Source organism: Pseudomonas sp. Marseille-Q5115 (assembly GCF_916618905.1).
GTDB classification, from domain to species: domain Bacteria; phylum Pseudomonadota; class Gammaproteobacteria; order Pseudomonadales; family Pseudomonadaceae; genus Aquipseudomonas; species Aquipseudomonas japonica_A.
In genome coordinates, this window is the sequence record NZ_CAKAKI010000001.1 from 4,386,201 (window position 1) to 4,400,284 (window position 14,084).

Genomic DNA, 14,084 nt, shown 5'->3' on the forward strand with positions numbered 1-14,084 from the left:
CCGGCCCCGCCCGGTCTACAAGCGAACCGGGCCCGCATCAACCTGCTGGTTTACTGCGCCTTAGGCTTGAAGAACAGCGTATCGCCCTTGCTCAAACCGGTGAGGCTGTCGTGGTCCTTGACTACTTCGGCTTCGATCAGCTCATCCTGCGCTTCCACTTTGAGGGTAACCCGCGTTGTAGCGCCAAGGGGGCGGATGTCGCGCACCTGAGCGGCATGGTGCGCGTCCAAGGCCAGCCGGGAAAGCGACACTTCATGAGGGCGGAACTGCAGCGGGTGCTCCTCGCCCAGGTGCAGGCGGTTGGAGTCTCCCAAGAAGTGGTAAACGAAGTCGCTGGCAGGCTGCTCATACACTTCGCCCGGCGAGCCGATCTGTTCGATCACGCCCTTGTTCATCACCACGATGCGGTCCGCCACTTCCATGGCTTCTTCCTGGTCGTGGGTCACGAACACCGAGGTCAGGTTGATCTCTTCGTGCAGGCGAGCCAGCCAACGACGCAGCTCCTTGCGAACCTTGGCGTCCAGCGCACCAAAGGGTTCGTCGAGCAGCAACACCTTGGGCTCCACGGCCAGGGCGCGTGCCAGGGCGATACGCTGACGCTGGCCACCAGACAGCTGCTCAGGGTAACGATCGGCCAGCCAGTCCAGCTGCACCATGTTCAGCAGCTCGTGCACTTTTTCCGCGATCTTGGCTTCGCTTGGGCGTTGCTCACGGCTTTTCATGCGCAGGCCGAAGGCGACGTTGTCGAACACGCTCATATGGCGGAACAACGCATAGTGCTGGAACACGAACCCCACGTTGCGGTCCCGCACGTCATGGCCGGATACGTCCTCACCGTGGAACACAATGCTGCCCTGGTCCGGTGTTTCCAGCCCGGCAATGATCCGCAGCAAGGTGGTTTTACCGCAACCGGAAGGGCCCAAGAGCGCAACGAGTTCGCCGCTGCGAATGTCCAGGTCGATGCTATTCAACGCCTGGAACTGGTTGAAACGCTTGCTTACGCTACGTACTTCGATCGACATGAATTATTCCTCCGCGGCGCTATGGCGCAAGCGGTCAAGACGGCTTTCGCTCCACTGCTTGAGCAGCAGAATGAACAGGGCAAGGGCCAGCAGCAAACTGGCTACGCTGAAGGCAGCCACGTGGTTGTACTCGTTGTAGAGAATTTCCACATGCAGCGGCAAGGTATTGGTCACGCCACGAATGTGCCCGGACACGACCGAGACCGCGCCGAACTCGCCCATGGCTCGAGCGGTACATAGCACCACGCCGTAGGTAAGGCCCCATTTGATATTGGGCAGGGTAACGTGCCAGAACATCTGCCACCCATTGGCGCCCAGTAACCGGGCGGCCTCCTCTTCCTGGGTACCCTGTTCCTGCATCAACGGAATCAGCTCGCGGGCCACGAAAGGCACGGTCACAAAAATGGTCGCCAACACGATACCAGGCAGCGCAAAGACGATCTGGATATCGTGGTCTGACAGCCAGGGGCCAAACAGGCCGCGGGCGCCGAACATCAGCACATACACCAGCCCCGCGATGACCGGCGAAACCGAAAACGGCAGGTCGATCAGCGTCACCAGCAGGCTTTTACCGCGAAACTCATACTTGCTGGCGCACCAGGCGGCACTGACGCCGAACACCAGGTTCAGCGGCACCGAGATCGCCACCGCCAATACGGTGAGCTTCAATGCACTCAGCGCATCAGGCTCCAGAATGGCCGTGAAGAACGTACCCAGGCCGGATTTCAGCGCCTGGGACACCACGATAAACAGCGGCAGCAGAAGGAACAGCGCAAAGATTACCCACGCCAGGGTAATCAGCACACGCCGGGCAACAGGGCTGCCACGCCGGGCAGCATTGGCCGCCTGCGCGGCCGAAACGGTCGAACTGGACATAGAGGCCTTCCTTCAAGGGGTTTCGATACGGCGCTGCAGCAGGTTGATCAGCAGCAACAGGATGAAGGACACCACCAGCATCAATACGCCGATAGCGGTTGCTCCGGTGTAGTCGTACTGGTCCAGCTTGACCATGATCAGCAGCGGCAGGATCTCGGTCTTCATCGGCATGTTGCCTGCAATGAAGATCACCGAGCCGTATTCGCCCACGCCCCGGGCAAAGGCCAGCGCAAAGCCGGTAAGCCACGCAGGCAACAAGGCGGGCGCAAGGATATGGCGGAATACCTGCCAAGGGCGAGCGCCAAGGCAGGCCGCGGCCTCCTCCACTTCGCGCGGGATATCAGCCAGTACCGGCTGCACCGTGCGAACCACGAATGGCAGCGTCACGAAGGTGAGCGCAAGGGTGATCCCCAGCGGGGTGTAGGCAATCTTGAAACCCAGGTCCGTAGCAAATTGCCCAACCAGCCCAGCCGGGGCATACAGCGCGGTGAGGGCGATGCCCGCAACGGCGGTGGGCAACGCGAAAGGAAGGTCGATCATGGCGTCGATGATACGCCGGCCCGGGAAGCTGTAACGCACCAGTACCCAGGCGAGCAGGGTTCCGATCACGCCGTTGAGCAAGGCGGCATAGAGCGCGGTACCGAAGCTCAGCTTCAGCGCCGCCAGTACTCGAGGCGCCGTCACAATGGCCCACAGTTGCTCGAGGCTCAGCTGGGCGGCGTTGACGAACATGGCTGCGAGGGGTATCAGCACAATCAGGCTGAGGTACACCAGGGTGTAGCCCAGCGTCAGCCCGAAGCCGGGTATGACGGGGGATATACGGCGCGACATAGAGGTCCTTGTTTGAACGAACCAAGCCCGGGTGGGTACCCGGGCTCGTTGTTGCCAATACCTGGAGCGTTACTGGGCCTGGTAGATCTGGTCGAAGACCCCGCCATCGTTGAAGAACTTGGGCTGGGCAGTTTTCCAGCCACCGAAGTCTTTGTCGATAGTCACAAGGTTCAATTCAGGGAAACTGGCCTTGTACTTCTTCGCAACCTCGGCATTACGCGGGCGGTAGAAGTTTTTCGCGGCGATTTCCTGGCCAGCCGGGCTGTACAGGTGTTCCAGGTAAGCCGTGGCGATAGCGGTAGTGCCTTTCTTCTCGGCATTTTTGTCTACCACCGCAACCGGAGGCTCGGCGAGGATCGACAACGAAGGCACCACGATGTCGAACTTGTCGGCACCACCGTCTTCTTTCAGCGCCAGGTGGGCTTCGTTTTCCCAGGCCAGCAGCACATCACCCTGGCCGTTGTTCACGAACGTAATGGTCGAACCGCGGGCACCGGTATCCAGCACCGGTACGTGCTGGAACAGTTCTTTGACGTAGGCCTTGGCCTTCGTTTCGTCGCCGTTGTTGGCTTTGAGGCCATAGGCATAGGCTGCCAGGAAGTTCCAGCGTGCGCCGCCAGAGGTTTTAGGGTTGGGCGTAATCACCGATACGCCGTCCTTCACCAGGTCGCCCCAGTCCTTGATGCCTTTGGGGTTACCCTTGCGCACCAGGAAAACGATAGTTGAGGTGTAGGGCGTGCTCGCCTCGGGAAGGCGCTTTTGCCAATCGGTCGGGAGCAACTTGCCAAGGTTGGCGATTTCGTCGATGTCGCCTGCCAGCGCCAGGGTTACCACGTCGGCGCGCAGGCCGTCGATGACCGAGCGCCCCTGCTTGCCCGAGCCGCCATGGGACTGTTGGATTTTCACCGTGTCATCAGGGTGCTGCTGCTTCCAGTAGCTCGCGAACTCAGTGTTGTATTCCTGATACAGCTCGCGTGTAGGGTCGTAGGAAACGTTCAACAGCTCGTAATCCTTCGCGACTGCGGAACCAGCGAACAACGCGGCGGCAATGGCAGCCAGCGCATAACGGCGGGGGGACATGGTGGTGCTCCTGATGGCGGCTTTTTTCTGTGTTGGTATTTTCTTATGGCCCGCTGCCGCTGCTCGCTCGTGACTGGGCAACAAGCGGCAAGGTGCTGCTGCGGCCTCCGGTCGCCCGGTCGGTCAACGTGGCTGTCTCAGTTAGGCTTGGACGCCGACTGCTGCAGTCGGAATTTTTCCTTGCGCTCGATCTGCACGACCTGAGCGTTGTGCACGGTGATCTCCACCGCGCCGAAACGCAGGTCACGCAACGCGCTCTGGATTTCTCGAAGGATCGCGGTTTCATCCTGCCCGTCGACACTACGCAGTGGTGCGCTCATGGTTCAGCTCCTGTGAAGGTTGCCGGGTGCGGTACCTGGCTTGGGCTTACTATAAGAGCGGCGATTTATTCTCAGAAATAATATTTGGGCACTTTTATAGACCCGAATCGAATATATAGGGCCCGTGATCGTCTTTCGCATCATGCGAAACATCTACTTACTAAACTGCGGCCTATCCAAGCCATCCAATGTATCGAAAACCTTGCTCTGTTTAGCAAGGGGCTCGCGGTTACTGGCACCTGGCATCGTCTGCCGCAAGCGCCGCGCGCTGTGGCATGCAGCGTTGACGCCTGCGTCTCCTAGGGGAATGAGCCTGTGTTGCCCGCGGCCAAGCCCACGTCCTGGCTCTCTACCCATCAAAAACGCCGACTGGTCGATCAACCCTGTTTACCGATAGATTCTTCGCAGCTATCCATTACTTCAACCGAGGCCTTCTCGCCTATGTGGTACAACGGTTTCCTGGACCTGACCGCCTGGCAGGTAGTCGGCGCAACGCTGCTGATGACTCACATCACCATCGTTGGCGTAACGGTCTACCTGCACCGGTATTCAGCGCATCGCTCGCTGGAACTTAATAGCGGGCTCAAGCATTTCTTCCGTTTCTGGCTATGGCTCACCACAGGCCAGAACACCCGCGAATGGACCGCTATCCATCGCAAGCATCACGCCAAGTGCGAAACCGCCGAAGACCCGCACAGCCCCGTAGTCAAAGGCCTTGGAACGGTTCTTCGCACCGGGGCGGAGTTGTATCGGGCAGAGGCAAACAACCCGGAAACCCTGCGCATCTACGGCAAGAACTGCCCGGACGACTGGATCGAGCGCAACCTCTACAGCCGCTTCACCATGGGCGGTATCGCGTTGATGGCGGTGATCGATCTGGCGCTGTTCGGGGTTATCGGCATTACCGTATGGGCCGTGCAGATGGTGTGGATACCCTTCTGGGCCGCAGGCGTGGTCAATGGCCTTGGTCATGCGGTGGGCTATCGCAACTTCGAATGCCGCGATGCCGCCACCAACCTTGTGCCCTGGGGCATCATCATTGGCGGTGAGGAGCTGCACAACAATCACCACACCTATCCCAACTCGGCGAAGCTCTCCGTGCGCAAGTGGGAATTCGACATGGGCTGGCTATGGATTCGAGTGTTCAGCGCGCTACGCCTGGCGCGCGTCAACCGGGTCGCACCGGTGGCCCACCGGATTCCCGGCAAGGGCTCCATGGACATGGACACCGCCATGGCGATCCTCAACAACCGTTTCCAGATCATGGCCCAATACCGCAAACATGTGATTGGCCCGCTGGTGAAGCAGGAACTTGCCCGGGTGGATCATTCGCTGCGCTATCGGCTGCGGCGCGCCAAGCGGCTGCTATCACGAGAGCCAAGCCTGCTCAATGAACGTCACCATGACCGGATCAACCGCATGCTTGAAACCAGCCAGGCCCTGAAGGTGATCTACGAAAAGAAGCTGGCGCTACAGCAGATCTGGACCCGTACCAGCGCGAATGGCCACGACATGCTGGCGGCAATGAAAGAATGGGTACACGAGGCCGAGGCAAGCGGCATCCAGTCCCTGCGTGATTTTGCCGACAGCCTGAAAACCTATTCCCTCCGGCCCGCTGCTGCCTGAGCCATATGCCTGTGGGCCTTGTAGCAGGGCCCGCAGGCAGGGAACTTCAGGCACCTTTTTGCATCTTAGGCAGATACTCGCTGGTTCAGCGGGCCCTATCGTGGCCACTGTCGGTGGGCCACCCCTCGCCGTGTTCCGAAAGAAGCCGTGATGATGGCCAACACACAAGCTCCGTCCACATCCCTCGAGCAAATCCCTGAAGCGGCCGAAACCCTGCTTGCACTGATGCATGCCCAGGGTGAAGTCGCGCGGCTGAAGGAACGGGAAGAGCTCTTCAGCGCCTTGCTGGTGAGCGTGAATGCCGTACTTTGGGCGTTCGACTGGGAAACCCAGCAGATGATCTACGTAAGCCCGGCTTATGAGCGGATCTTCGGTCGCTCCGCTGGCCTGCTGCTGGCCGATTACAACGAGTGGCGAGACAGCATTTATCCCGACGACCTCGATTATGCCGAGCGCAGCCTGGCCGAGGTGCTGGAAAAAGGCTCGATAGAAGACCGGGAGTATCGAATTATCCGCGCGGACGGCCAGATCCGCTGGCTCAGCGACAAATGCTTCATCAGCCATCGCCCGGAATCCGGCCAGCGGGTGATCGTGGTTGGCATCGCTGAGGACATTACCGAAAAGAAGCATCTGGAAGGAGAGCTTCAGCGCCTCGCCACCACAGACGTGCTTACGCAAAGCAGCAACCGGCGCCACTTCTTCGAGTGTGCCCACCGCGAATTCGAGCAGTCCCGGCTCAATGACACACCCATGGCGTTCCTTTTACTGGATATCGATGACTTCAAGATGATCAACGATACCTACGGCCACCAGGACGGTGACCTGGTGCTGCAGCGCATCGCGGAAAGCGGGAAGGCCGCGCTGCGCCGGGGTGATTTGTTCGGGCGTATCGGCGGCGAAGAGTTTGCGGCGGTATTCCCTGGCTGCGCGCCGGACATGGCGCGGCAGATCGCCGAGCGGCTGCAACGCGAAGTGCAGCGCTTGAGCTTCAGCCAGAACGGAAAAACCTACGGCGTGACCGTGAGCCAGGGGCTGACTAACCTCAAGGCCGACGACGAGGCGCTGGACAACCTCTATTCGCGTGCGGATGCGGCCATGTACCAGGCCAAGCGGCAGGGCAAGAACCAGATCATCATGTCCTGAGCTTTGCGCTCAGCCGTTCTTGCGTAATGCCGCAAGGCTTGCGGCATCCATGCCAAGCAGGCGCGCTGCTTTGCTCTCCGCTACAGGCTTGATGTCGTCCTCTGCAGCCAGGCTCGCCAGTTGGCCCGAGAGGTTCATCACCAGCGCCGGCTTGCCGTATACCCCCATCAATGCGTAACCGAAGCAATGAGCTCGCGAAGGTCAAGTGGCAGCCGCCAGCGGGCGCGCAGGGCCGAGCCAAAGTTCGCGCCGAACCGCTGGATAACACTTTCAACCTGCCCCTCTTCCAGCTTGCCACCGGCCAGCTTCCATTCGTGGAGCGTGCGCAACAAGGCCAGCTCACCCAACCGATGCAACAGGCCGGCGCAATAGCAAATCTCCTGGTCGATACCCTGTTGGCGGGCCAAAGTGCGCGCCAGCTCCGCCGTAGCCAGGGAGCGCTTCCAGAACTTCTGGGCGTGGTCTGTCAGCTGTGGGTCGTCCAACCGTGCGCTGCGCTTGAGCGCCATTCCCAGAATAAGGTTCATGCTTTGGGTCGCGCCCAATCGTGTCAGCGCCTGCATCAATGTGGTAACCGGGCCTTCACGATGGCGAGCGGCACTGTTGGCCGCGGCCAGCAGCACGGCGGTGATTTGCGGGTCGGTACGGATATCCTCCTCGAGCAACCGAAGGTTCAGCGTGCGGGCCTTGAGGCTGCGCACAACGGCATCATGGACCTCGTTCATCACCGGTGCGCCATCCGAGGCTTCGCGGCGCATTTCAAGAAAGCTGTCCAACTTGAGCCCCGGTAATACGGGCGGGAGTTCGCAAATTACGTGCTCACCCTCATCCAGCAGCAGTGCACTCAAGCGCTCGCGCAGCGCTTCGAAATTCACCGGCTTGGTGAGGTAGGCGGTTGGGGCCAGGGGCACTGCCTCGCGCACGCTGGTGCTGTCAACGCGGCTACTGAGCAGGATAAAGGGCAAGCCAGGCACGCTTTTATTGCCGCGACGTACGTGGCGCAATAGCTCCAGGCCGTCGGTGCCCGGCAGCTCACGGCTGGCGATGACGAGGTCTGGCGGTGTGCCCAGCGCCTGCATCGCCTGCTTGCCATCTTCATACACCTCTACCCTCGCGTCGCAACGCACGCTGAGCAGGAGTTGCATGAGCAGATCACGGCTCCAGGGGTCTGCTTCGGCGATCAGCACCCGGGGCACGGCATTTGATGGTCCAGTCATCGAACATCTCTCCAATGGGCGGTACTGCGGTACCCGGCCACTAGAGATTTATAGGCGCCTATCCTCGGTTCTCCAAGTAAAAAACCCGCCTTTTGGCGGGTTCTTCACAGTACGAGCAAGGCTTGCCTTACAGCTCGGCGAAGCACTCTTCGAGAATGGCCAGGCCCTTCTCCAGTTGCTCGTCCGGCGCGGTCAGCGGCACGAGAATCCGCAGCACGTTGCCGTAGGTACCACACGACAGCAGGATCAGGCCTTTTTCACGCGCCTTGGCCACAACCTGGGCAACTGCCGCAGCGTTTGGCTTGTGGCTATCGCCGCCTTCGAACAGCTCTACGGCGATCATCGCACCCAGGCCGCGCACGTCGCCGATCACTGGGTACTTGGCCTGAATGGCGCGCAGGCGCGACGTCAGGTGTTCGGCAACGTCCTGGCAGCGCTGCAGCAGCTTCTCTTCCTCGAACACTTCCATTACCGCCAGGGCAGCGGCGCAGCCCAGCGGGCTACCGGCATAGGTGCCACCCAGGCCGCCGGGAGCGATGGCGTCCATGATTTCGGCCTTGCCGCAAACGCCGGCCAGGGGGAAACCACCGGCGATGGATTTGGCGAAGGTGGTCAGGTCTGGGGTTACACCCATCTGTTCCATGGCGAAGAAGGTACCGGTGCGGCCAGCGCCGGTTTGCACTTCGTCGGCGATCAGCAGAATGCCGTGCTGGTCACACAGGGCACGCAGGCGCTTCATGAACTCTTTCGGGGCTACATAGAAGCCACCTTCGCCCTGAACCGGCTCGATGATGATCGCGGCGATATCACGTGGCTCGGCGTCGTTCTTGAAGATACGCTCGATGCTGGCGATAGAGTCGTCAACGCTCACGCCGTGCAGCTCGCACGGGAACAGCGCGCGGAAGATGCCGCCTGGCATCAAGCCCATGCCGGCAGAGTACGGCACAACCTTGCCGGTAAGGCCGAGGGTCATCATGGTGCGGCCGTGGTAGCCGCCGGTGAAGGCGATCACGCCAGCACGGCCAGTGGCGGCACGGGCAATCTTCACGGCGTTTTCAACGGCTTCGGAGCCAGTAGTCACAAGCAGGGTTTTCTTGGCGAAATCGCCTGGCACCTTGGCGTTGATTTTTTCGCACAGCTCGACGTAGGGCTCGTAGGCCAGTACCTGGAAGCAGGTGTGGGTCAGCTTGTGCAGCTGGGCTTCGACCGCTGCGATGATTTTCGGGTGCAGGTGACCGGTGTTCAGCACCGCGATGCCGCCGGCGAAGTCGATGAATTCGCGACCTTCAACATCGGTAACGGTGGAGTTTTTCGCGTGATCGGCAAAGATCGGGTGGATCTGCCCTACGCCGCGGGGAACAGCAGCCATGCGGCGCTGCATCAGGGATTCGTTGGTCTTGCTCATGAAAACTCCTCAATCGCCGCTCATCGGCGGCGCTGATCAGGATGGCACTGCGACAAGCCTGGGCAGCATGCGATGATCGACTGCCCAGCGGTACTCAGTGCCCAGTTGTGGCTGCCGGCGTTATACGCTCAGGCAGAGGTATTTGATTTCCAGGTAATCTTCGATGCCGTACTTGGAACCTTCGCGGCCCAGGCCCGAGGCTTTCACACCACCGAACGGCGCCACTTCGTTGGAGATAAGGCCGGTGTTGATACCCACCATGCCGTACTCCAGGGCTTCAGCGACACGGAACACACGGCTCAGGTCACGGGCATAGAAGTACGAAGCCAGGCCGAACTCGGTATCGTTGGCGGCTGCAATCACTTCGGCCTCATCCTTGAAGCGGAACAGCGGGGCCAGCGGGCCGAAGGTCTCTTCCTTCGCCACGGCGGCGGTAGCCGGTACGTTCAGCAGCACGGTGGGTTCGAAGAAGTTGCCTTCCATCTGATTGCCGCCAGTGAGCACAGTGGCGCCTTTGCTCAGCGCGTCGGCGATGTGTTCCTTGACCTTGGCCACGGCTTTCTCGTCGATCATCGGGCCAGTGGTGGTGCCCTCTTCCAGGCCGTTGCCGATCTTCAGCTTGGCAACCGCGGCCTTGAGCTTCTCGGCGAAGGCGTCGTAGACGGCATCCTGTACATAGATGCGGTTGGCACACACGCAGGTCTGGCCGTTGTTGCGGTACTTGGAAATCATCGCGCCTTCTACGGCCTTATCCAGGTCAGCGTCGTCGAACACGATGAAGGGCGCGTTGCCGCCCAGCTCCAGGGACACCTTCTTGATGTCAGCGGCGCACTCGGCCATCAGCTGGCGGCCAATGTCGGTGGAGCCCGTGAAGGAAAGCTTGCGAACGATCGGGTTGCTGGTCAGCTCGCTGCCTACTTCGCCAGCGCTGCCGGTGACCACGTTGAACACGCCTTTCGGAATGCCGGCGCGCTCAGCCAGCTCGGCCAGGGCCAGCGCCGAGTAAGGGGTTTGCGACGCAGGCTTGAGCACCATGGTGCAACCTGCAGCCAAGGCCGGGCCGGCTTTACGCGTGATCATCGCCGCAGGGAAGTTCCACGGGGTGATAGCGGCGGTTACGCCGATCGGCTGCTTGAGCACGATCAGGCGCTTGTCTGGCTGGTGGCCCGGAATCACGTCGCCATACACGCGCTTGGCTTCTTCAGCGAACCACTCCAGGAAGGAAGCGGCATACGCGATCTCGCCCTTGGCTTCGGCCAGCGGCTTGCCCTGCTCGAGGGTCATCAGGCGGCCCAGGTCTTCCTGGTTTTCGAGCATCAGCTCGTACCAGCGGCGCAGCTTCGCCGCACGTTCCTTGGCCGTCAGGGCACGCCACGCCGGCAGCGCACGGTCAGCCGCCTCAATGGCGCGGCGGGTTTCGGCCTTGCCCATCTTCGGCACGCTGCCGAGGATCTCACCCGTAGCCGGGTTGTTGACCTTGAGGGTCTGGCCGCTGTCGGCGTCCGCCCAGGCACCATCTACGTAGGCCTGTTGGCGGAACAGTTGGGCGTCTTTAAGCTGCATGTCGGCTCCCTTGGCTGGTTTCACCTTGGCGAAACCCGAAGTGGACGGAGGTTGCCCGAGGTATGGGCGTTTGAAATCTCAAACGCATCGTAGGATCTGGGGCAGAAAAGGACAATAGCTGTTCGAAAAAAAGAACATGCGCGTGCACAGGGGAGTGGCTTTCCCTTTAACCGGCAGCGCTTACACACCGCGAAACGATGCGTAGCTCGTCAGCATAGACGGGCACCGCTGACATGGGTATCATGGCGCCCGCGTTGCACTCGTAGCTCAGCTGGATAGAGTACTGCCCTCCGAAGGCAGGGGTCATGGGTTCGAATCCCGTCGAGTGCGCCATCTTCTTCAAAAGGCTCAGGTGAAAACCTGGGCTTTTTTTATGCTCGCACGATAAGCCCAGGCCACCTCTGATACCTAGACAACTAGACAGATTGACTACTATCCTTTCCGTTCCTACTCTATAGGGCCAGCCCTCCTCAGGAAGGAGCTTTTCATGTCTATGGTCACTGCTAGCACTGAGCATATCCCAGGCCGTAAGGCTGCGGAGGCGGACTTGTTGGCGCGCTTCAAGGTGCGATTGGCCCTTGCGCCGGAAGAGGTCCTGCAGAAAGCGGTCAGCTTGAAGGACGAAAAGGCATTCGCCGAGGTCGGGAAAGAGAAAGCGAACAAGGAGCGCAGCCTGGAAACTCGCGACCAGGAAGCACGAGCGCGGATGAAAGCCCGCGCGTTTGAGCGTGTCCAGAGCCGCTGTGAATTGCTGAGCAGCCTTGAAGCCTACGGAATCCTCGGTGTATCGAAGCAGGCGCTGAGTCAGAAAACCCAGGCTGGGCAGCTCCTTGCTTACACCAATACGAGTAACCGGCGTAAATATTACCCAGCGTTCCAGTTTGCCAATAACAAGGTCAGGCCGATTATTGCCGAGCTGATTTCCGACCTTGGGATCGATCCTGCTGACACTGAAGATGTAAATTTTCTGGTGCAGCACCTCGTCAGCAATATGGACTATTCGAACCCGGGCGAGCCCCATAATGTAGTGCCACGCTACAGTCTGCTTGAGGACAGCGACGCGCTGGAAATCATCAAGCGTGACTACAGGAACGCATTCGAGCCCGGCCAATGACGCCAATGTTTAGCCAAGCGCACTACTCCATAGCGACACCTAAGCTATCCAGGAACTCGTAGACGCTCTCTCCATTTGAGAGGCGCATCTGCGAAACCGGCAAGCAGTCCAGTGAAGCAAGTTGGGAGCTTCGACCTTCGAACAGGACCACATTGCACCCCAAAGCCATAGCCTTCCATGGCTACCCCCTCACTGCCGCCCAACCGCCCCCATCAAAAACTGCGCGAACTGCTCGACTGTCATCTTCTGACCATTGAAGTCCACGTTGCCGGCTTCGTAGCGCAGCGACGAGACGATGTTTTCGCCTTCAAGCTTCGCCAGCCCTTGCAGGGTGGCCATGGTGGAAGCGAGGTTGGCGGCGCCGTCGGCGTTGCGCTTGAGCGAGATCGGGTCGGTGAGGCCGCCCAGTTGGCCTTGAACGGTCACCAGGTCGCAGATGGTGCCTTTGGCCACGGACAGTTGCGCGTCGACCTTGGAGACCATTTGTTGCGCCAGTAACTCACCCGGCAGGTCGAGGTTCGAGGGGCGCGCGAGGTCGAGGGAAACGTTGAGATGGCTCTCGCCCGTGGCGGTTTTCAGCCCCAGCGGTTGCAGCTCCACATGAGGTCGGCCCTCCAGGAGCTTTTCAAGGTTGGTTTGCAGTTCCGCCTGCTGCACGGGCGTAAGTTGCAGCCGCAGCGGCACTTGCGCCTGAGACGCCGCCGCTGCCTGGGGCGCGACCACGTACTGATAGAAATGCGTTAGGTTGCGGCTGGCTTCGATGTCCAGGTTATCGAACACCCAGCGCATCTGCCCACTGCCGATGGGCTTGTCGCCAATGCTCACGGCTTCGAAACGGTAGTCTCCCGAACCCTTGAGCTTGCCGCTCAGCTCTTCGAGCGAGCCCTCGGCGGTGAGGTTGTTCACCTTGAACAGTGGTTTGCCGGGCGCGGTAGCGGCCATGCTGTCGATGCGCAGCGAACTGTTGCCCAGGTAGAAGTCCGAGGCGCCCTTGATACCGCCGGTGTGGAATTTAAAGCCTTGCATCAACAAGGTCATCGGCCGAGCGGGATCGCTGGCGGTGAATTCGAGGCTGTCCGTTTGAACGTCCACCTCCAGCTTCTTCGCATCGAGGCTGCCGCGCTGCACCCCTTGCATACCGGAAAACTTGAACGTGCCCTGCGGCCCCTGCCATTGGCCGGGCAGTATGTTTACCTGGCTTTCCAGGTTACGGCTATAGCTGATAGCGGCGTGCGCCTGGACCGGGGATTCGCCCGGCGGCGTGCCAAACAGTTGAGCCAGGCCGTCGCTTCCCTGCACGCGTACATTCATCGCAACCATGACCGGCAGCAACTTCAGCTGCTTCACGCGGGACCATGGGAACGGGCCGTGCTCGATGTCCGCCACGGAATCGACCTGCAAAGGCTGCCCGCCGTTGAAACCTGGGCTTTGCACGGTCATCACGTAGTGGGCGGTACTGGTGAACAGCCTGCGTTCGAAACTCGTCATCTCGAGGGTGCTTGTGGCGCCATAGCCCGCCAGCGCCTCTTCGAGCTGCTTGTTGCCATCGACCACCTGCTGGCGCAGCAAAGGCTCCACTTGCGTTCCGGTGTACCAGGCCACGCCGGTGGTGCCTGCGGCGACGATGATCAGGGCGCCAACGGCGATAGGTAGGGTTTTGCTCATGGGAAAAACTGCTCCTTGCGTTAAGCCGCACAGCTTTCCATGAAAGCGGCGGGAAGGCACGAACGGCGTTTCGATTCGGGGCAATTAGTGCCCTGGATCAATAACAGGATGTGTCAACAACGGCACACTGTGGCGGCGAGGCGTGGCGGCGTTGGCACAGCGACCATAGCCCTTGCCCCCGCACCGCCCGCGCCAGAGCCTTCCATGGAGCTGGCCCAGGGT

At 60.5% G+C, this 14,084-nt stretch carries 11 protein-coding genes, 1 tRNA gene and 1 pseudogene; 4 read left to right on the forward strand and 9 right to left on the reverse strand.

Annotation, left to right across the window (positions count from 1 at the left end):
* Nucleotides 1-50: 50 nt before the first annotated feature.
* From LG385_RS20010 to oscA, 5 genes are all read right to left on the reverse strand, one after another.
* Complete coding sequence (locus LG385_RS20010; RefSeq protein WP_225775630.1) at nucleotides 51-1,022, reverse strand: sulfate/molybdate ABC transporter ATP-binding protein; 972 nt, start codon at nucleotides 1,020-1,022, stop codon at nucleotides 51-53.
* 3 nt (nucleotides 1,023-1,025) lie between these two features.
* Nucleotides 1,026-1,898: a sulfate ABC transporter permease subunit CysW gene (gene cysW / locus LG385_RS20015; RefSeq protein ID WP_225775631.1), complete on the reverse strand. Its 873-nt coding sequence runs from the start codon at nucleotides 1,896-1,898 to the stop codon at nucleotides 1,026-1,028.
* Nucleotides 1,899-1,910: 12 nt separating this feature from the next.
* Nucleotides 1,911-2,729, reverse strand: a complete 819-nt coding sequence (gene cysT / locus LG385_RS20020) for a sulfate ABC transporter permease subunit CysT (RefSeq protein ID WP_225775632.1) — start codon at nucleotides 2,727-2,729, stop codon at nucleotides 1,911-1,913.
* A gap of 69 nt (nucleotides 2,730-2,798) precedes the next feature.
* A complete protein-coding gene (locus LG385_RS20025; protein ID WP_225775633.1) occupies nucleotides 2,799-3,809 on the reverse strand; it encodes a sulfate ABC transporter substrate-binding protein in 1,011 nt (336 codons plus the stop codon).
* A gap of 137 nt (nucleotides 3,810-3,946) precedes the next feature.
* Nucleotides 3,947-4,129, reverse strand: coding sequence for a sulfur starvation response protein OscA (gene oscA / locus LG385_RS20030; protein WP_181113917.1), 183 nt, complete (start codon nucleotides 4,127-4,129; stop codon nucleotides 3,947-3,949).
* 441 nt (nucleotides 4,130-4,570) lie between these two features.
* Between oscA and desA the strand changes: the two genes are divergently transcribed.
* Together desA and LG385_RS20040 are read left to right on the forward strand one after the other, a co-directional pair.
* A complete protein-coding gene (gene desA / locus LG385_RS20035) occupies nucleotides 4,571-5,755 on the forward strand; it encodes a delta-9 fatty acid desaturase DesA (RefSeq protein ID WP_225775634.1) in 1,185 nt (394 codons plus the stop codon).
* 150 nt (nucleotides 5,756-5,905) lie between these two features.
* On the forward strand, nucleotides 5,906-6,898 hold the full coding sequence (locus tag LG385_RS20040; protein ID WP_181113921.1) for a GGDEF domain-containing protein: 993 nt from the start codon (nucleotides 5,906-5,908) through the stop codon (nucleotides 6,896-6,898).
* A 9-nt stretch (nucleotides 6,899-6,907) separates the two neighbouring features.
* On the opposite strand, the pseudogene LG385_RS20045 reads toward LG385_RS20040, so the two are convergent.
* The 3 genes and pseudogenes from LG385_RS20045 to gabD all read right to left on the reverse strand — a co-directional run bounded on the left by LG385_RS20045 (nucleotide 6,908) and on the right by gabD (nucleotide 11,083).
* Nucleotides 6,908-8,115 (reverse strand): annotated as a pseudogene (locus LG385_RS20045) (HDOD domain-containing protein).
* 127 nt (nucleotides 8,116-8,242) lie between these two features.
* Nucleotides 8,243-9,520, reverse strand: coding sequence for a 4-aminobutyrate--2-oxoglutarate transaminase (gene gabT, locus LG385_RS20050; protein ID WP_225775635.1), 1,278 nt, complete (start codon nucleotides 9,518-9,520; stop codon nucleotides 8,243-8,245).
* A gap of 120 nt (nucleotides 9,521-9,640) precedes the next feature.
* Complete coding sequence (gabD, locus tag LG385_RS20055; protein WP_225775636.1) at nucleotides 9,641-11,083, reverse strand: NADP-dependent succinate-semialdehyde dehydrogenase; 1,443 nt, start codon at nucleotides 11,081-11,083, stop codon at nucleotides 9,641-9,643.
* Nucleotides 11,084-11,339: 256 nt separating this feature from the next.
* Between gabD and LG385_RS20060 the strand changes: the two genes are divergently transcribed.
* Together LG385_RS20060 and LG385_RS20065 are read left to right on the forward strand one after the other, a co-directional pair.
* Nucleotides 11,340-11,416 (forward strand) — tRNA-Arg (locus LG385_RS20060).
* Between the two features lie 154 nt (nucleotides 11,417-11,570).
* On the forward strand, nucleotides 11,571-12,197 hold the full coding sequence (locus LG385_RS20065) for a hypothetical protein (RefSeq protein WP_225775637.1): 627 nt from the start codon (nucleotides 11,571-11,573) through the stop codon (nucleotides 12,195-12,197).
* A gap of 189 nt (nucleotides 12,198-12,386) precedes the next feature.
* Here the strand turns inward: LG385_RS20065 and LG385_RS20070 are convergent, their stop codons facing one another.
* The gene (locus tag LG385_RS20070) at nucleotides 12,387-13,862 is read right to left on the reverse strand and encodes a YdgA family protein (protein WP_225775638.1); all 1,476 of its coding nucleotides are present in this window, start codon (nucleotides 13,860-13,862) and stop codon (nucleotides 12,387-12,389) included.
* Between the last annotated feature and the right edge of the window lie 222 nt (nucleotides 13,863-14,084).